The organism is Mucilaginibacter sp. (genome assembly GCF_025359345.1).
In the GTDB taxonomy this organism is placed as follows: Bacteria; Bacteroidota; Bacteroidia; order Sphingobacteriales; family Sphingobacteriaceae; genus Mucilaginibacter.
In genome coordinates this window covers 145,328-162,581 of sequence record NZ_JANYGQ010000017.1, presented here as the reverse complement: position 1 = coordinate 162,581, position 17,254 = coordinate 145,328, and the positions used below count along the sequence as shown (strand labels likewise).

At 43.6% G+C, this 17,254-nt stretch carries 17 protein-coding genes; 12 read left to right on the top strand and 5 right to left on the bottom strand.

Going from position 1 to position 17,254, the window contains the following annotated elements; genetic code table 11:
* Nucleotides 1–354: 354 nt before the first annotated feature.
* Both Q0R52_RS09845 and greA read right to left on the bottom strand, forming a co-directional pair.
* On the bottom strand, nt 355–753 hold the full coding sequence (locus tag Q0R52_RS09845) for an HIT family protein (RefSeq protein ID WP_252792168.1): 399 nt from the start codon (nt 751–753) through the stop codon (nt 355–357).
* Between the two features lie 109 nt (nt 754–862).
* Complete coding sequence (gene greA / locus Q0R52_RS09840) at nt 863–1,336, bottom strand: transcription elongation factor GreA (protein WP_252792169.1); 474 nt, start codon at nt 1,334–1,336, stop codon at nt 863–865.
* Between the two features lie 297 nt (nt 1,337–1,633).
* Between greA and panD the strand changes: the two genes are divergently transcribed.
* Both panD and Q0R52_RS09830 read left to right on the top strand, forming a co-directional pair.
* Nucleotides 1,634–1,984, top strand: a complete 351-nt coding sequence (panD, locus tag Q0R52_RS09835; protein ID WP_295794393.1) for an aspartate 1-decarboxylase — start codon at nt 1,634–1,636, stop codon at nt 1,982–1,984.
* Between the two features lie 28 nt (nt 1,985–2,012).
* Nucleotides 2,013–2,975 (top strand): energy transducer TonB, encoded by a 963-nt coding sequence (locus tag Q0R52_RS09830; RefSeq protein ID WP_295794391.1) that lies wholly within the window; start codon nt 2,013–2,015, stop codon nt 2,973–2,975.
* A gap of 102 nt (nt 2,976–3,077) precedes the next feature.
* Here the strand turns inward: Q0R52_RS09830 and Q0R52_RS09825 are convergent, their stop codons facing one another.
* The gene (locus Q0R52_RS09825) at nt 3,078–3,596 is read right to left on the bottom strand and encodes a hypothetical protein (RefSeq protein ID WP_295794390.1); all 519 of its coding nucleotides are present in this window, start codon (nt 3,594–3,596) and stop codon (nt 3,078–3,080) included.
* Nucleotides 3,597–3,785: 189 nt separating this feature from the next.
* Between Q0R52_RS09825 and Q0R52_RS09820 the strand changes: the two genes are divergently transcribed.
* Entirely contained in the window at nt 3,786–4,259 is a 474-nt protein-coding gene (locus tag Q0R52_RS09820; RefSeq protein ID WP_295794387.1) for a GNAT family N-acetyltransferase, read from the top strand.
* A 350-nt stretch (nt 4,260–4,609) separates the two neighbouring features.
* On the opposite strand, the gene Q0R52_RS09815 is transcribed toward Q0R52_RS09820, so the two are convergent.
* Nucleotides 4,610–4,816, bottom strand: a complete 207-nt coding sequence (locus tag Q0R52_RS09815) for a hypothetical protein (RefSeq protein WP_295794386.1) — start codon at nt 4,814–4,816, stop codon at nt 4,610–4,612.
* Between the two features lie 666 nt (nt 4,817–5,482).
* On the opposite strand from Q0R52_RS09815, the gene Q0R52_RS09810 reads away from it, so the two are divergent.
* The 9 genes from Q0R52_RS09810 to Q0R52_RS09770 all read left to right on the top strand — a co-directional run bounded on the left by Q0R52_RS09810 (nt 5,483) and on the right by Q0R52_RS09770 (nt 15,727).
* On the top strand, nt 5,483–6,238 hold the full coding sequence (locus tag Q0R52_RS09810; RefSeq protein WP_295794384.1) for a polysaccharide deacetylase family protein: 756 nt from the start codon (nt 5,483–5,485) through the stop codon (nt 6,236–6,238).
* A gap of 853 nt (nt 6,239–7,091) precedes the next feature.
* The gene (locus Q0R52_RS09805; protein WP_295794383.1) at nt 7,092–7,454 is read left to right on the top strand and encodes a hypothetical protein; all 363 of its coding nucleotides are present in this window, start codon (nt 7,092–7,094) and stop codon (nt 7,452–7,454) included.
* A gap of 192 nt (nt 7,455–7,646) precedes the next feature.
* Nucleotides 7,647–7,973 carry a hypothetical protein gene (locus Q0R52_RS09800; protein ID WP_295794381.1) on the top strand — a complete coding sequence of 109 codons (327 nt, stop codon included), beginning with the start codon at nt 7,647–7,649 and terminating at the stop codon, nt 7,971–7,973.
* Nucleotides 7,974–8,168: 195 nt separating this feature from the next.
* Nucleotides 8,169–8,774, top strand: a complete 606-nt coding sequence (locus Q0R52_RS09795) for a hypothetical protein (RefSeq protein ID WP_295794379.1) — start codon at nt 8,169–8,171, stop codon at nt 8,772–8,774.
* A 2-nt stretch (nt 8,775–8,776) separates the two neighbouring features.
* Entirely contained in the window at nt 8,777–9,391 is a 615-nt protein-coding gene (locus tag Q0R52_RS09790; protein WP_295794377.1) for a hypothetical protein, read from the top strand.
* Entirely contained in the window at nt 9,388–11,874 is a 2,487-nt protein-coding gene (locus Q0R52_RS09785) for a nucleoside triphosphate pyrophosphohydrolase (RefSeq protein ID WP_295794376.1), read from the top strand. Before Q0R52_RS09790 ends, Q0R52_RS09785 begins: the two co-directional genes overlap by 4 nt.
* 839 nt (nt 11,875–12,713) lie before the next feature.
* On the top strand, nt 12,714–13,313 hold the full coding sequence (locus Q0R52_RS09780) for a hypothetical protein (RefSeq protein WP_295794374.1): 600 nt from the start codon (nt 12,714–12,716) through the stop codon (nt 13,311–13,313).
* Between the two features lie 698 nt (nt 13,314–14,011).
* On the top strand, nt 14,012–15,151 hold the full coding sequence (gene bshA / locus Q0R52_RS09775; protein WP_295794373.1) for an N-acetyl-alpha-D-glucosaminyl L-malate synthase BshA: 1,140 nt from the start codon (nt 14,012–14,014) through the stop codon (nt 15,149–15,151).
* 87 nt (nt 15,152–15,238) lie between these two features.
* On the top strand, nt 15,239–15,727 hold the full coding sequence (locus Q0R52_RS09770) for a hypothetical protein (protein ID WP_295794370.1): 489 nt from the start codon (nt 15,239–15,241) through the stop codon (nt 15,725–15,727).
* A gap of 74 nt (nt 15,728–15,801) precedes the next feature.
* Here the strand turns inward: Q0R52_RS09770 and Q0R52_RS09765 are convergent, their stop codons facing one another.
* Nucleotides 15,802–16,938 carry a lactonase family protein gene (locus tag Q0R52_RS09765; protein ID WP_295794368.1) on the bottom strand — a complete coding sequence of 379 codons (1,137 nt, stop codon included), beginning with the start codon at nt 16,936–16,938 and terminating at the stop codon, nt 15,802–15,804.
* Between the last annotated feature and the right edge of the window lie 316 nt (nt 16,939–17,254).

The following is a 17,254-nucleotide window of genomic DNA, read 5'->3' as shown; positions in this document are numbered from 1 at the left end:
GTGAGACCTTAAAATGCGATTGTTCGGGTTTAAGGGCCGTTGGCGCGCTATAATAGAAGAAAATCGTTTTATTCATCCTTTAACGATAGGCTGTGGGGACACAGCCTCAAGAGATTTTTTGCAACGTTTCTTGCATTAGCGATAGTAGTGGATACCGGCCTGAAGACTAAGGCCTGTGCAGTATGAGCGGATAGCGCGGGCCGCAGGCAATGCCATAATGTCTGAACCGGGTTAAGCAGATTTTGGGATTAGAGGATGCCGCCTGCAAATTATCATGAGCCTCCTTTAATCACGTAAATCAAGGTTCAGAAAATTCCATACATCTTCAAATCAACACCTCATCAAATTTTCAAATCATTCCCCTTTCAGCGCTTCCCGTATTTTATGCGAAGTAGCTTCCAGTTGCTCGGGAGTGAAGGTTAACTTTGGTCGTGAGAAGTTCATATCGTCGACCCGGTTCATGGGGATGAGGTGGATGTGGGCGTGCGGCACTTCGAGGCCGATAACAGCTACGCCAACTTTTTTACAGGGGATAGCCTTTTTTAGACCAGTGGCAACTATTTTGGCAAATATCTGCAGTTCGGTATACACGGCGTCATCCATATCGAACAGGTAATCAACCTCTTCTTTGGGTATCACCAGCACATGCCCTTCGGCCAGCGGGTTAATATCCAGGAATGCCAAAAAATCAATGGTCTCGGCTACTTTATACGCCGGTATTTCGCCTGATACTATTTTTGAGAAGATGGTCATGGGGTGAGTGTTTTCGTTGTAAAGTTGAAATGTTGTAAGGTTGAAAAGTTGGGAAAGCCCCGCAGCGTCTTTCGGACTTCCGGACTTTCCCGACTTTTCGGACTAAACCTTATCGGCTTATTTCCATTATTTCAAATTCCATTTTACCGGCCGGAACGGTAATTTCGGTGGTTTCGCCAACTTTTTTGCCCAAAAGGCCTTTGGCGATGGGCGATGCTACCGATATTTTGCCCGATTTAAGGTCGGCTTCGTTTTCTGATACCAGCTGGTAGCTCATTACGGCGCCATTTTTAACGTTTTTAATTTTAACTATCGATAATGCCAGCACCTTCGATGTATCAATTTTCGATTCATCAAGCAGGCGGGCATTGGCCAGCATTTCGCCCATCTTCGAGATCTTGGCCTCGTGCAGGCCCTGTGCTTCTTTTGCGGCGTCGTATTCCGCATTTTCTGATAAGTCGCCTTTATCACGCGCCTCAGCAATGGCTTTGCTGATGTTGGTACGCCCCGAGGTTTTAAGCTCGTGTAATTCTTTCTTTAAATTTTCTAAACCTTCTTTGGTATAATATGCTACCTCTGCCATAACGCACAAATTAATTTTTAATAATTTTTGTTTAACCGGTTGCCAAAAAAAACCGCCCTCCCTTGTTTTAAGAAGGACGCGATGGCTTTCTTTTAAAAAACAAACAAGACTATACGGGCCCGCGGCCTACATAGTCTTGCTTTGTGTAGAAACGAAGATAAGAGATTTAAGTTTTAATATCCAAATTTTTTTGGTGGGTAGTGAGCCGGGAGTGGTAAATAGTGACGCAAATCATTTTACATGCCACTCACAATTCACCACTTACCACTCACTAAATTATTTCCTACCTTTGCACCCATGATAATTGAAGTATTAAAATCCAAGCTTCACCGGGTAAGGGTAACGCAGGCCGAACTGAATTATGTTGGCAGCATTACCATTGATGAGGATTTGCTGGATGCGGCTAATATTATACCCAATGAGAAGGTGCAGATTGTAAACAATAACAACGGCGCCCGCTTTGAAACTTATACCATCCGTGGCGAACGCGGTACCGGCACCATTTGCCTTAACGGCGCAACCGCCCGCCTTGCACAGGTTGGCGATATTGTTATTATTATGAGCTACGCCTATATGGAAGTTGAGGAGGCCCGGAAATACGAACCTGTTTTGGTATTCCCTGATAACGATAATAAGCTTTTGAAGTAAATTAGCGGCTAATACCCCCGCTTTAATAATGAAACCTTTATTCACCCTTATTGCGCTATTTCTTTCGGCCATTTGCTTTGCGCAGCGCCAAAACGTTTATTTTTTAAAAAATAACGGCCGCTACGTTGACGCACGCGACAGCGCCGACTATCTGCGCATTGTGCGCGAGCCCGACTCGGCTTCGGTATTGTATAATGTGTTTGAATTTTATTTGAACAATAAACCGAAGCTGGTAGGCAAATCAACAAAAATAGATCCCCCACGGTACGAAGGGCAGTGCATAACCTTTTATCAAAACGGCAACAAAAACAGCATATCAAATTATAAGAATGGGAATCCTAACGGCACTGAATTTCTTTTTTACCCAAATGGCAAAGTCTACCTGGTAAAAGAGTATCCGGATAACGCTGCTTATAGCCCAATTGTGGACAATTTTTCGATAAAAGCGAATTACGACTCATTAGGCACCGCACTGGCGGAAAATGGAAGTGGCTATTGCAAGCTTTACGACAACGCCTTTAAATATATTGCCGAGGAAGGCAGTATTAAAAATGAAAAAAGAGAAGGAGTATGGAAAGGGAATTTTGAAAACGAGAAAACCACCTTTACCGAAACTTACGCCAATGGCGAACTGGTGAGCGGCACTGCCAAGTTTGCCGACGGACAAAGCACCACCTACGCCAAAACGCGCTCGGTACAACCACAATTTAACGGGGGAATTTCTGCTTTCAGCGCTTATTTAGGCAACAATATACAATATCCCGATTACGAACGCGGCAACGACATACAGGGTGTAGTGATAGTGGAGTTTGTGGTTGAAAAAGACGGAAAAATATCAGATATTAAGGTAAACAAACATGTAAGCGACGGGCTTGATAAGGAGGCCGTGCGGGTAATTAAAAAATCGCCCAAATGGATTCCTGCCACGGTTTTTGCGCGGCCTGTAAGGGTACGGTACCGTGTGCCTGTAAATTTTGCCTTAACGAATTGATTAGTCGGGAAGTCCGAAAGTCCGGAAGACGCCGCACTTTGCATGGAGGTTAGCGGGATAGTTTTTGACTTAAGACTCCGGACTATCGACTTAAGACTCTCCTCACCTATTAGGATATGCGCTCAATCCCAGTATAACGTGCAAACTGGGACTAACATGGATGGCATTGCGCAGTTTGTAAACCATCCTGATTTTCACCTGTGCTTGTCGCACATGCTGATCTAAAAAGGAAGAGTTATCAATATCGAGCACCATGGTGTTGCCCACGCCGGCGGTAATATCGGTACGCGATGCTACCAAAACCTCGTCTGTGCCATCGGCTTTAGCCATATAGACCTTTACCATCGTAAGGTTGCCGATGTTGAAATCTGAAGGATCCCTTGACTCAAGCTTGGCCGATACCATGCGCACCTCACTCACTTTAGCGCCGTTGTTACCGTCTTTACGAAAATCCTGGTCGAAACTGGTTGCCATGGCCGTTGCCGAGTGTTCTTCCCCGGGCTTATCCGTTTGCGGTATAGTAACCGTAGTGGTATAGGGGAAGGTTGATTTAACGATAGACTGCATCATGGCACAACTGGCGAAAACCAATATAAAGGCAACTAAAAATAACGGCTTCATAATTTTAGGGATTACCACAACAAGGTAGCTGATGGCGGCCACAAAAACAACATAAAATAAATTTAAAGTTAACTGAATGTTGGGGACGTAACACCGTTGCCGCAACAAAGGCGAACAAGTTGAAACAATTGCCAAACCATTTTGCACCCCGCGACTATACCCTTAAATTTGCACTGCTAACCATAAACAATGGAAAAACAAATAACTTACCGAATAGCGACTACCGCCGAAGAGTTTGAAAATGGTAAACAACTGTTCCGCGAATATGTGATCTCGTTAAATGTCGACCTGTCGTTTCAGAATTTTGAAATCGAGCTGGAGACTATCGACACTCAATACAATAAGCCTGCCGGGGCGCTGTTGCTGGCCATGGACGGCGATGCCTTTGTTGGCTGCAGCGGCATCCGCAAGCTGGATGATGAAACGGCCGAACTTAAACGCATGTATGTTAAAAACCAGTACCGGGGCTACCAAATTGGCGCGGCCCTGCTGCAGCGCTCGTGCGAAATTGCCAAACAGCTGGGCTATAAAAAACTGCGACTCGACACCCTGGCCAGCATGACCAAAGCCCAGCAGCTTTACGCCGCATCCGGGTTCTACGAAATTGAACCGTATCGCTTCAACCCCCTGCCGGGGACGATGTATATGGAGAAGGAGTTGTAAGGGGGCGTAAAATATTTTTGTCGCCCGAAGCTTATTTGCTGACAGGCACCCCATAAAAGTATCCGTAAAATGATAAAATTCTCATTGATAATCAGCGACTTAAAAATGCGTAATTGCGAGTATCCATCAGGGTAAATCTTGAAAAAGATATGTGATGACGTGCGGGAAGCTTCGAAGTTTTATTCCTTTTTAGAACTTAAACTTACCCCGCTCAATTGCCGCGGAGGCTGTTACTTTTGTCTTGATACAAAAGTAACCAAAAAATCAAGTCACCAGAAATGCTTCCTTGCCGCACTGGGCCTTTCACGCACAAAGCCGAAAAAACTGCGGGCTGGAATCTTTTTGCCGGACTACCCCATCCCGCGCAGACCCTGCATGCAAAAATTTCCTATGCCCTGCCCGACGCACAGGCCGGCAGTTTTTTCGGCTTTTGCCCGAAGCTTATCTGCTGACGGGAAACCCACAAAAGCATGTGTAAACTGGTGAGATTTGCCATTGGTAATGAGCAATTTACGATTACGCATTATAAGGAACAAAGCAACCTCTACATAGGACATTCATGAACCAAGATTTTGTGGAGACTTAAATGCGGCTGACAGGTCACCACAGAGTTTTTGCTTCATTGATTTGCATGCGTAGAGGTTGCTTCGTTCCTCGCAATGACCACGAGGGAATATTTTTTGTGTCTCGTGAGCAGATAAGCTTCGAAACAACTCCCGGCCTTTGCTAAACATAAGAGGGAAACGATAACAATGTGTCTAAGGCGGGTAAAGGCCCGACAGAAAAGCGGGCCAGAGAGTCTGGCCTGCAGCGGGGAAGCTTTTTTCTGTCTTGATTTTTTTGGTCCTTTTTGTATCAAGACAAAAAGGACTAGCCCCCGCGGCAATTGAGCGGGGAGAACATTAAGTTCTAAGAAGAAATAAAACTTCGAAGCAACCAGGCGTGCATAGCGCTTGTCTGGTATGCGGCTGTAAGGATTCCACCAGCATAAAGTATCATTGATTGTCCTAAGTAGAGGTTGCTTCGTTCCTCGCAATGACGTGACGATTAGTGTTTAATCAAAATCAACTGCGTTTGCAGCCCTTTTTATTTTTCATTTCCTTTAAACAATCCCCTTTTACATCTCAAAAAATACCCTATTTTTACTCTTATAAAATCACCCTTTCCAAGTGTTAAAACCCCTCATCGCCCTCGCTTCATTTTGTTTTTTCAGTTTAATTTCAATGGCACAGCCTGCAAACAGCGCGGCTATCCTGGCGCGCAAACAGGTGCCCATATTATGCTATCACCAGATACGCAACTGGCGCGCAAGCGACAAGCAGGTTGATAAGGATTACATCATTCCCCCGGCAACGTTCAGGGCCCATATGAAAATGCTGGCCGATAGCGGCTACCACCCCATTTTGCCCGACGAACTGTACAACTACCTCAGCACCGGCGCCCCCCTGCCCGCCAAACCCATCATGCTCTCCTTCGACGATACCGACGGCGACCAATGGGATGTGGCCCGGCCCGAGCTAATGAAACATGGCTTTAAAGGCGTTTATTTTATAACCACTACGGATATAGAAAAAAACAAACACTACATGGACGCCAAAAAGATAAAACAACTATCGGACGAGGGGAACGTCATCGCCTGCCACACGCAGGACCATACCAATTTTAGGCATTACAAGGGCAACGACTGGTACACCCAAATTGATAAGCCCACTAAAAGGCTGGAAAAAATTACCGGTAAAGAAATCAAATATTTTGCCTTCCCCTTTGGCGAATGGAACGCCGCCGGTTTGCCCGAGCTGCACAAGCGGGGCTTCAAAGCTGCCTTCCAACTCACCTCGCCCCGGGATAATAACGACCCCATCATGACTATCCGCCGCCTGCTGGGCTGCGGCTACTGGAGCGCAACCACGCTGGATTATAATATAAAGCACGACTTTGGGAAAGTGGGTAAGAAAGTGGTGTTGGCGAAAGGGAAATAGGATGTATTGGTGCTGAAAAATATAGGATGATGTACGGGTAGCTTCGAAGTTTTATTTCTTCTTAGCACTTAATATTTGCCCCGCTCAATTGCCGCGGGGGCTGTTACTTTTGGCTTGATCCAAAAGTAACCAAAAGATCAAGACAGAAAAAAGCTTCCGCGCTACAGGCAAAACACCCTGGCCCGCTTTTCTGTCAGGCCCTTACCCGCCTTAACCATTTTGTCATTGCTTCGCTTTTATGTTTTATATTTTTACGGATACTTTTATGGGTACCGTCAGCAGATAGGCTTCGGGCAAAAGCCGAAAACGTTGCAGGCCTGTGCGCCGGGCAGGGCATAGGAAGTTTTTGCATTACAGGGTATAAAAGCGGAAAGGATAGTCCGGCAAAAAAATTCCAGCCCGCAACGTTTTCGGCTTTGTGCGTTAAAGGCCCTGTGCGCAAAGAAGCATTTCTGCTGACTTGATTTTTGGTTACTTTGTATCAAGACAAAGTAACAGCCCCCGCGGCAATTGAGCGGGGTGAACATTAAGTTAATCCCCATAAACTATATTTCGAAGCAACCCGCAGAGCCCCCGCGGCAATTGAGCAGGATGAACGCTAAGTTAATCCCCATAAACTATATTTCGAAGCAACCCGCAGAGCCCCCGCGGCAATTGAGCGGGGTGAACATTAAGTAATCCCCATAAACTATATTTCGAAGCTACCCGCAGAGCCCCCGCGGCAATTGAGCGGGGTGAACATTAAGTTAACCTCACAAACTCCATTCCGAAGCTACCCGCCCCCAAAGGCACAACCGTACCGCCCCCCACCATTAAATTAAAACAAATCCCCCCGCCATTCTCTTTTAGTGGCATGATAACAGTAATCGGTATTTTTCCCGACCCTCAAATAGCCGAACAGGCCACATCCTACTTGCTGGGCAACCTGTTTAAGGCAGAAAACGTTGACACCCATACCGGCGGCGACCCGGCACGCATCAACGATTTTTTTAACCACCTGTTTGATAACCCGCCCGAAGCCGCTGCCCATGCCGCCCTCGCCCAAAACGCGACCATCGTAACCGTGCATGCCCTCGACGCCCGCGAGCCGCAGGAAGCAGCCGACGTGTTCAATAATTACGGCGCGCTGGATGTGGGCATCCCCGGCAGCGGCGACCCGCTGAACCGGATTGTAGAAAAAGCAGTGAACCATACGGTGAGGTTGCGGGGGGAATAAGGTAAACCAATACCAGTATTATAGTACAATTTTGCGTTCCTGTGCACACTGAAACACAAGGAACAGGGTGGAACAGTAAATAGCAGTGCCAAAGAGCTAAAAAGTTCGTTTCTGCGCTGTTAATACACTTTTTATCATGTTTGCTACCCTAAAAAACGCGAAAAGTGCTGACAAATTAGTGTCAGCACTTTTGTGAAAAAAATTACTTATGCGCTGTTATGCCCGCCACAGGCTGCTTTAAAACAAGAAAATCCGTACGCCATGCGCCGGGCTGGTTTTGGAAGGGAAAAATTAAATTACAGGAAGCCTTTTTGTTATGATGCCGTTGCCCCGGCTGGTAGAAGCCGTGGCCCGCGCTGGAACCCTGTCCTGATGAAGATCAGGGTCATACGCCTGCAGGCCTTAGGCGCGGCGCCTGCACTGAGGCCCTCGAAGTGGCCGGTATCCGTTGCTATCGCTAACGGGGGGGGACATAATTGCAGTTGCATATCACATGGCTACCTAAACGCGGCGCACTAGTACCCCGACCGCTTTAACCCACCGCTGCATACTAGCGCGAGAGGAGAGTTCGAGTGCTCAGCCACTTTGGGCTGACGCGGCGCGCGCCAAGCTGGAGAACCTTGGAAACAGTTTATAAAAATTAAACATAGCTAACTTTAGTTTTGTGAACAATAAAGCGTGGAAAATTCGCTTTTTATACGTTATATTTGTTATATGAGGAATAATTTTTTTGAAAGCAAAGACTACAATAAACCAGTATTTGAATCGGAAAACTTTTTAGTTATTCCGACTCTTGGTTCGTTGATTGAAGGATGGCTTTTAATCGTACCGAGAAAATTCCATCTTAACTTCAGTCAGTTATCACTTACGAACTTTGCTGAATTGGAAAGAGTAATTGGCCATCTTGCCCAACGCTTTTTACCGATATTTAACAAGGATCAATTTGTGGTGTTTGAACATGGGCCAACTTTAGAGAATTCTGTTGCCGGATGCGGCGTTGATTATGCCCATTTACACTGGGTACCTACTGATTTTGATCTATTGGCCGGGGTAGATAATTTTTTAAATCTTGATTATGCTTGGCGGAATATAGATGAAATAAAGGATGTTAAATTCTATAACGTCAATGATGACGATTATTTATATCTAAGAAACCAGGAAGGAAAACACTTTATGACATGTCAGGAAAATATTCCTAGTCAGACGTTTAGAAAAGTGATCGCAAATTATTTAGGTATTCCCAATAGCTATGATTGGAAATTAAACCCGATGGCGGAAAATATTGGATCTGCTTATACCAAATTAAATTTTCATGAGTAATAATGAGTGAAGACGAAGAGAACAGAATTCCGCCTGAGCAACCCCCAATAAAGCCAACTGTTTCTTTTGCTCCTGCGGATCCGACTGATGGGCGTAAGGCAGGCTCTTGGCGCACTCGTTATGATACCGAAGCCCTCCCTTATATTTGGCGAGAGGCGCGTTACGTCGGATTTCTGATACTCATAATTCCCGTTCTTCTTATAGTAATTCATCAAGACTTTTTCAATCAGATTAGTATCCCCCATGTGATCAAAAAATACTCTTATGCGTGGATTGGCGGATGCTTGGGAGGCACATTATTTAGCACTAAATGGCTGTATCATTCTGTAGCCCGTAATGTGTGGAACCAAGATAGATTTCTATGGCGGGTATTTACGCCGCACATTAGCGGTGCGCTGGCTTTTTCCTTTATCTTGTTAATGTCTTCAGGAATTATCAATTTGTTTTCTCCGGTGGCGATGGAGAAAAGCAGCGCAGTATTTGGCGTAAGTTTTCTAATCGGTTATTTTTCTGATTCCGCTGTGGCAAAATTGACGGAAATCGCCAATACACTCTTTGGGGCTACGCAAAAAGAGCCTGGTAAAAAACCTGAGAATCCGCCTATCGAAAAGGTATGATCGGAAAATATCTATTAAACAGTCAAAGTGAGTATCAGGAAAATCTGGTGGGGAAAAAGGTTATCAATCTGATTCCTTACACCATTTTCACTCCGGAATTCATCGTTCTCTCCACAGAATTCTATGTCAACTGGCAGCTTGATCCTGATAATTTTGTCGCCAACAATAATGAAACAATTACAGCCATAGCTTTATATTTTCAACGTAGAGATCACGAAAGGATTATTCTAAGATCCAGTTGTGTAAAGGAAAATATCGTTGATAGAGGAAAGTATTATAGTGAATCTTGTAAACCGAATGTAGCTGAAATTAGAAAAGCACTCCAAACAATATACAAGGACTTTCAGGTTCAAAAAGATGATTCGACCCTTGAATTAGCTATATTGATACAGGTTTTTCACAGGCCAAAATCTAAGGGGCATCTTTCAAATGAACGTCGTGTAAACGCCTCAAAATTCGTTTGGTTATTAGAGGAAGAATTCCAGAATGGAGATCCAAACAAATCAACCCCTTTTTTACTAAAGGACGAACCTGCAGTTCTTGATCTATCACTCCAAAATAGTTTAAATTATCCGACAGCAGTCAAAAATCTGAAAAAATTTGCCACATTTTTTAGTCAATTACCTGAAGTATACCATATTGAATGGCTTTGGGATGGAGGAAAACTGTGGCTTGTACAGGTTGATCATGAAGCAACTGATAGCTTTCTCGGAACAAAACCGGGTACAGAATGGAAGGTTAAAAAGACTTCAGTTAGCAAAGAGCAAATAGTAGATCTTGAGGTCTTTGAAACAGTGGATAGTACTGTCAATCATTGGCGAAAAATTGAATGTGTCAAAACATTTATAGCTTGTCGGCTTCCTTACTGGCCAATCTACATTTTGGAAAACGAAGCGGTTATTGAAGGTCTGGCAAAAGAGGAAACCGAATTAAGTCTTATTACAGATCTGAAAAAAATACTTTCTGTTCCCATCGTTATTAGAACAGAAACAATAAACCAGGGCTATTTATCTCCAAGGACAGATACGATTTTCACCCACCAAGAGGCCCTTAAATTCTTACTTGAAACAACCAAGACGTTTATTGATTTGGGCTATCAACCAGGTCAGTTTTGCTTTTTAGTTCATCAATTTATCCCGTCAACAGCAGGCGCGCTCTCATTTACAAAACCCAACACGCATATTGTCAGAATCGATTCGACGTGGGGAATTGTAGAGGGACTTTATTATCATCCTTATGATTCTTTTGAATATAATAAAAACGATACAAATGTCTTAAAAAAGATAAGGTGCAAAAGCAATTATATTGATGTTAATAGCGAGGGCATGTGGTACCTGAAAAGAGCTGGCATCAATTACGATTGGACTCCGTCATTGACAGATGAACAGGTACGAACGATAGCAAACTATACGCAGATCATTGCTAAACATTTGCATAACCCTGTCAACGTAATGTTTTTCGTCAACAAAAGCAACAACTATCCAGAGATTCTACCTTGGTTTTATACCAAAGACGAGATTTCCGATATAGGAACCATATATAATAATTTTTTATCGGTCAAAAATAAGGTTGTCATCAAATCGCAGGAAGATTTTAAAAAATTAAAAAACTCCACGGAAAGCGTTAAAAAGAAAAATTTATTTATCGACTTGAATATTAAGCTTTTTCGAAACATGGCGTTCATCGATGAAGTTGCTACTTACGCCAAAGAGCACGACTATACAGTTGATATCAAAGGCAGCATGCTTTCACATCCCTATTACATTTTTCATTCAAAAGGTGTTAATATCCGCTGCATCGACCCTTTTCAATCGGACTACGATATTAAAAAATTTTATAAACTTGTGAGGGATAAAATACCCGCGATGATTAGCGAAAATGATGAGATTGTCAAAATTAGACGAGTATCACCCGAGGAACTTTTGCCTTTATTAAAAAGCAAAGCGGTTGAAGAGGCTAACGAGTTTTATTGGGCACGTACAAACGAAGATAATATTGAGGAGATGTCCGATGTGCTGGAGGTTTTACGCGGTGCGTGTAAGTTATATAATCTGACGCTTAGCGACTTGGAAGACATTGCAAATAAAAAACGGGATAAGAGAGGGGGCTTCGAAGACGGAGTTGTATTGGTCGCCACAAAAGAACAATCAGCAATAAAACTGACGCCGGAAATAACTGATTTATTTTCGGAGGAGGATAAAGAACTTGATGTGAAAAGTGAACCTGTCGTCCAATTATTTAAGAAAGGAGAGATAGATAACTTAAAATCCTTGACCGAAGTAAATCGTATTTTATTGCCGTATATTAATAATTTGGCTTCCAAAACAAATAGCTTTAGGTACTTTTTAAAAGATGAAAAATACAATTCAATTACATTTGAATATGACCCCAAAAACATCATCATTACGCTGGAAGTGTTAACCAGCGATTTAAAAGACCCCTCCCAACTAAATTTATTTGTAGGCCCTACAGAGCAAAGCTAATTTAGATGTTACACTCTTAACAAGTAAGTGTCCAAGCAAAGAGCGATGGATAAGTTACTGCTTTGGAAAACAACTATAAGCGTTATGACATATCAAAGAACTTAATGCCGCAGTTCTAAAATATCTGACACCGTCCAATCTATTCTAACTGTCTTATTTATAGATAGATATGCAAATCAATAAGCGTAAAGAATATTAACATTTGCATGTTTATTAACATGTGCTTAATTGCCTGATAATCAGCAGCAAACTTTATTGACTAACTTTTACCAATCTTTTATTGTGGATAATTTAAGCCGACTTAACGAGAAATTCTCGTAGAAATATAATTATCCACATCCAGTGTTAAGAAACTACGTATTAAACTATTACAACGCTTCGTATATTTACACTAATGAAAAAGGAGCCGCAACGCCCCTTTCATTATAACTGAAAATCAGTCCAGCAAGACTGGTAGACGTACAGACTAAACATACAACAGCAAATTGTATGGTTCATCTGGACCCCGAGGTTCGTAGCTTCGGGGTTTTTTATTATACCAAAAATAAAACCTATTCTTCGCATACACAATAGATGTTGATAATGTTATTGGTGACACGCCCTGTCATGCAATGTTATTGGATTCTTTTGTGGCACTGCTGGTCCTATAGTGAGGTGGCTACGGACGAATATGCCTGTAGTTAGAAGCTACGTGCCTTCACCGCTTCCCCCAAATTCCCCCGCTTCCGCAAGCGTTCCGCTTGTGGCCTGCGTTTAGGTAGCCCACTCGCTATGTAGTAACAACCTCGGGTTAGCGATTGCCGCGGATACCGGCCTTCGCGCCTAACGCCCGCAGGCGTATGAGCAGAAAGCGCGGCCACGCTTCTACCAGCGGGCAACCCCCAATTCATTTTAACAATTTCACTACCTTTAACCCAACAGTAACAAAAGCAATTCTAAAATTCCCCATGCCGGCACCCGTTTCCTCCTCATTCAGCGTCAACTATTATATCCGGGCTTTTTTAGGGGTGGCTGTTTTGCTTGCCGCGACCGGATATATGCTATACGATTGTATTTCGGGCGGTTTTAAACAGGAAGGGGGTTTTGCTTCCAATTCGCTTTTATGCGCCGGGGTTGGGCTTTTTTATTTTATGTTTTCAAAATCATGGCTGCGCATTACAGTAGCTGACGAGGGGATTACGGTGTTCCGTGTTTTTAAAAAACCGTTCATTATCCAGTGGGCCGATATCAATACTATTAACACGTATAGGGCGCGCAATTCGGGCGCTAACCCGACCTGGGGGGGCTTCACCACAAATTTTGTAATAAAATTCAACCACAACCAAACCATTAGCTTTAACGAAGCCTGGTACGACAACTACGACAAGCTAACCATGGCCATTTACCTCCACAAATTTGGCCCCGGCCATGGCAGGGAGCGGTATTTGGCGCGGCATTAAAATAAAAAGTGTTCCAGCTTTACGGATGAAGTCTGCGAAAAAAACGCCTTTTATGGTTAATTAATTGCTTGTCAACGTATTTCATGATGTTAAATATGCAAAACTTGGAAGTGTTGATTATCAACATATTACAAATATTAAAAAAATAAAATGATTGATAATGAGCGCGTTCCATAGCGTTCGGGGTGTTCCGCGTGGGAAAATGGAACGCTTTGCAGGGCGGGTGAGGGCTGCGGTTACCGGGCATGGGGCTGTAAGGTCCCAACATCATGAAGTTTCATTGATTGTCCTACGTAGAGGTTGCTTCGTTCCTCGCAATGACGGTGGGTGAGTGAGCATGGCGGCGAACCCACCCCTGCCACGACACCAATCCATCGCGCCCCCTCCAGGGAGGGGAACTAAGCGCACCAAACCATTTAGTTTTTCTACTGAGCATGGCGGCGAACCCACCCCTGCCACAACACAGATCCATCGCGCCCCCTCCAGGGAGGGGAACTGCCTGTCCCGAATTTATTTCGGGAAGCGCACCAAACCATTTAATTCCGAAATCGAACATCCGAATTCCGAAATCCGCCAAAATCATTTTACATCCGGTTAACACTATTCCCATAAATTGCTGTTAAACTTGTATAATTAATCAGCAGGGCAAAAAACAACCAATTAGTTGCAGCTGGTTAGTGTCGACTTAAACAGCATTAATGAAAATTGGAATAGTTTGTTATCCAACCTTTGGCGGAAGCGGGGTTGTTGCCACCGAGTTGGGTAAGGCCCTTGCCGACCGCGGTCACCAGGTGCATTTTGTTACCTATAACCAGCCCGCCCGGCTCGACCTTTTCTCTGAAAATCTTTTTTATCACGAAGTATCTGTATCAAACTACCCGCTTTTTGATTTTCCGCCCTATGAGCTGGCCCTGGCAAGCAGGCTGGTTGATGTGGTAAGGTTCGAAAAGCTGGATATATTGCACGTACACTATGCCATCCCGCATGCATCAGCAGCGTTTATGGCCAAGCAAATATTAATGACCTATGGTATCTACATACCGGTGGTTACTACCCTGCATGGTACTGATATTACGCTGGTGGGTAAAGACCGTACATTTAAACCGGTGGTTACCTTCTCTATCAACAAATCAGACGGGGTAACAGCGGTGTCTGAACATTTGCGGAATGATACCTTTAGCTTTTTTGAAATAGAAAACGATATCAGGGTAATCCCCAACTTTATCGATCTAAACCGCTTTAACCTGAAAGCCAAGGATCATTTTAAAAAGGCAATAGCACCATCAGGCGAAAAAATTATTGTGCATACATCCAATTTCCGCAAGGTAAAGCGCACCCAGGATGTTGTGAAGATCTTTGCCAAAATAGTAAAGAAAATTCCGGCCAAACTGCTAATGGTGGGCGACGGTGTTGAGCGTTCATACTGCGAACAAATGTGCCGCGACCTGGACGTATGGAACGATGTACGCTTTTTAGGTAAACAAGATGCCGTGGAAGAAATCCTGTCAGTGTCTGACCTGTTTTTAATGCCATCAGAGTCTGAAAGCTTCGGCTTGGCAGCCTTAGAGGCCATGGCCTGCAAAGTGCCTGTAGTAAGCTCAAATGCCGGTGGTTTGCCCGAATTAAACATAGATGGCGAAACAGGCTTTCTAAGAGATGTAGGCGACGTAGACGGTATGGCCGAAAGATCCATTTATATTTTAGAAGACGAAGAACGCCTAACAACTTTTAAAGAAAATGCCCTGGCACGGGCCAAATTGTTTGATTTGGCTAATATACTGCCTGTGTATGAGAATTACTATTTAGAGGTGTTGGAAAAGGTAAAGGAGAAAGCTTAAATCGCTTAAAATTATTCGCTACAATATTGCGGCGGCCATTACTTTGGCAGGGTTTATGCTTGTGCATGGGAAAGATACTACATACTCATGAAAAAATTAGTTCAATTATCATTAACAGTTTTAGCCCTTACCTTTATTATTTCGGCATGCTCAAGTTCAAAAAACGCAGTTACAGGCGCAAGCAACGTGTCGCGCGGTAAATTTACCGGCACCTGGACCATCAGTAGCGTTAATTACGAGGGCATTGTACAGCAAGCAGTTCAAAACGTATTTGACCAGGCGCCGCCACAAGCTTTTGTGGGCAGTACCTGGAAACTGACCAATAGCGGCAATGGTACATATACTTTACAGGACGGTACTTCGCAAACAATATTCTGGTCGGTAAATAACAGCGCAGGCAGCGACCAATTATTCCAGTTCAAAAAACTTTTTGAAGGCGACAAAGCCCAAAAAGTAACGCAAGGCTACCAATTAGTAGTTGCAGCCAACGATGGCACTACGATGACTTTAAAATCGCCGGTAGCATTGGGCAATAAAACAGCTTATGTTGTTTATACGTTCGCAAAGACGCAGTAAGAAATCAAAAGCATATAAAGCAAAAAGCCGGAGATTATTCCTAATCTCCGGCTTTCTTATTTCAACCGCCTGCGTTATTCTGCCGGCGTAAATTTCAAACAAACCGGGTTACCAATTTCAAGCCTGCCTTGTAACAAGTTTAACTTGCCGGTTTCCTTATTTATTTTGTAGACGAAAATGCTGTCGCTGTCCTGGTTAGCTACAACCAAAAAGTTGCCGTTCGGGTCGATGGCAAAATCGCGCGGGTTTTTTCCAAAGGTCGAAATCTGGTCTACCTGGCTAAGTTCGCCGGTTTCTTCATTTATTGCAAAGGCTGTTATGGTATTAGTCTCCAGCCTGTTTGAAGCATACAGAAATTTACCATCAGGTGAAATATGCACAGCTGCTCCGGCGGTTTTACCTTTAAAGCCCGGCATTAAAAACGATATTGTTTGTTTTTCTTTCAGTTTACCGCCGTCGTAATCAAACACATGTATGTTCGAACCCATTTCGGTTAACAGGTAAACCCGCTTTTTATCATTCGAAAAAACAAGATGACGTGGTCCGTCACCGGGTGTTACACTAACAAACGGTGGTTTTGCATCAGTTAGAGGGCTTTCCTTGCCCGGGCGATAACGGGTTACATGCAGTTTATCAGTACCTAAATCGGTATAAAGCAAATATTTTTCATCTGGCGATAGCACTGCGGTATGTACGTGGGCTGATTCCTGGCGCTCTTTATTTACGCCATGCCCGTCATCGTGCATGGATTGTATGCCATTGGCTAATGAGCCGTCTTTATTAATTGGCAATACCGCAATGGTGCCGCTGCTGTAATTGGCTATAAATGCATTTTTCTGGTCCTTATCAACCGAAATATAACACGGATCGGCGCCCAGCGACGATTGCTTGTTTATAAACTCCAGTTTACCCAGCCTTGCATTAAATTTAAAAGCGCTTACTTCGCCTTGTTTACCGTCTTCGTTTACTGCGTAAACAAATTTGTTATCGTTTGTAACGGTAAGATATGATGGATTGCTTACGCCGTCAATTTCATTTAAATATTCAAGCCGGCCTTTCTCGGCATAAAAGCGGTACACGTAAATGCCTTTGCTTTTGCCCTTGGTGTAAGTGCCTATCAGCAAATCAAAAGTTGTTGGCGGCCCTTTCTTTTTTTGAGCATAAATAAGCACCGGGCACAGCAGCGCAATCAGTATCAGGAATTTTCTCATCGTTTGGAAATGAATTGGTAATTAGACTGCAAGATAGTGATTAGAGTTTAGAGGCTGGAGATTAGCGGTTAGTTTTTTTCCACCGGCCGTTCGGCTACAGCATTCATTATTCCCTTAAGTGTTTGATAGCAGAAAACCATTCAGCAGCATTTTCCGTAAAATGGAAAAATACGCGTTCTTGAAAACAGTAGTAAAACTAAAATACATTCATTTTTGCCCTTCGTGCGGCGATGATTTCAATTGTAAAAAGCACAGAGGCTGGTTCGTTAAGTTCTTCCTCTTCTTTCTCGACATACGGAAGTATTACTGCACTTTT

Coding starts and splice junctions, on each gene's coding strand:
- Q0R52_RS09845 (WP_252792168.1), bottom strand. CDS start 753: ATGACCATCTTCTCAAAAATAGTATCAGGCGAAATACCGGCGTATAAA.
- greA (WP_252792169.1), bottom strand. CDS start 1,336: ATGGCAGAGGTAGCATATTATACCAAAGAAGGTTTAGAAAATTTAAAG.
- panD (WP_295794393.1), top strand. CDS start 1,634: ATGATAATTGAAGTATTAAAATCCAAGCTTCACCGGGTAAGGGTAACG.
- Q0R52_RS09830 (WP_295794391.1), top strand. CDS start 2,013: ATGAAACCTTTATTCACCCTTATTGCGCTATTTCTTTCGGCCATTTGC.
- Q0R52_RS09825 (WP_295794390.1), bottom strand. CDS start 3,596: ATGAAGCCGTTATTTTTAGTTGCCTTTATATTGGTTTTCGCCAGTTGT.
- Q0R52_RS09820 (WP_295794387.1), top strand. CDS start 3,786: ATGGAAAAACAAATAACTTACCGAATAGCGACTACCGCCGAAGAGTTT.
- Q0R52_RS09815 (WP_295794386.1), bottom strand. CDS start 4,816: ATGTCCTATGTAGAGGTTGCTTTGTTCCTTATAATGCGTAATCGTAAA.
- Q0R52_RS09810 (WP_295794384.1), top strand. CDS start 5,483: ATGGCACAGCCTGCAAACAGCGCGGCTATCCTGGCGCGCAAACAGGTG.
- Q0R52_RS09805 (WP_295794383.1), top strand. CDS start 7,092: ATGATAACAGTAATCGGTATTTTTCCCGACCCTCAAATAGCCGAACAG.
- Q0R52_RS09795 (WP_295794379.1), top strand. CDS start 8,169: ATGAGGAATAATTTTTTTGAAAGCAAAGACTACAATAAACCAGTATTT.
- Q0R52_RS09790 (WP_295794377.1), top strand. CDS start 8,777: ATGAGTGAAGACGAAGAGAACAGAATTCCGCCTGAGCAACCCCCAATA.
- Q0R52_RS09785 (WP_295794376.1), top strand. CDS start 9,388: ATGATCGGAAAATATCTATTAAACAGTCAAAGTGAGTATCAGGAAAAT.
- Q0R52_RS09780 (WP_295794374.1), top strand. CDS start 12,714: ATGAGCAGAAAGCGCGGCCACGCTTCTACCAGCGGGCAACCCCCAATT.
- bshA (WP_295794373.1), top strand. CDS start 14,012: ATGAAAATTGGAATAGTTTGTTATCCAACCTTTGGCGGAAGCGGGGTT.
- Q0R52_RS09770 (WP_295794370.1), top strand. CDS start 15,239: ATGAAAAAATTAGTTCAATTATCATTAACAGTTTTAGCCCTTACCTTT.
- Q0R52_RS09765 (WP_295794368.1), bottom strand. CDS start 16,938: ATGAGAAAATTCCTGATACTGATTGCGCTGCTGTGCCCGGTGCTTATT.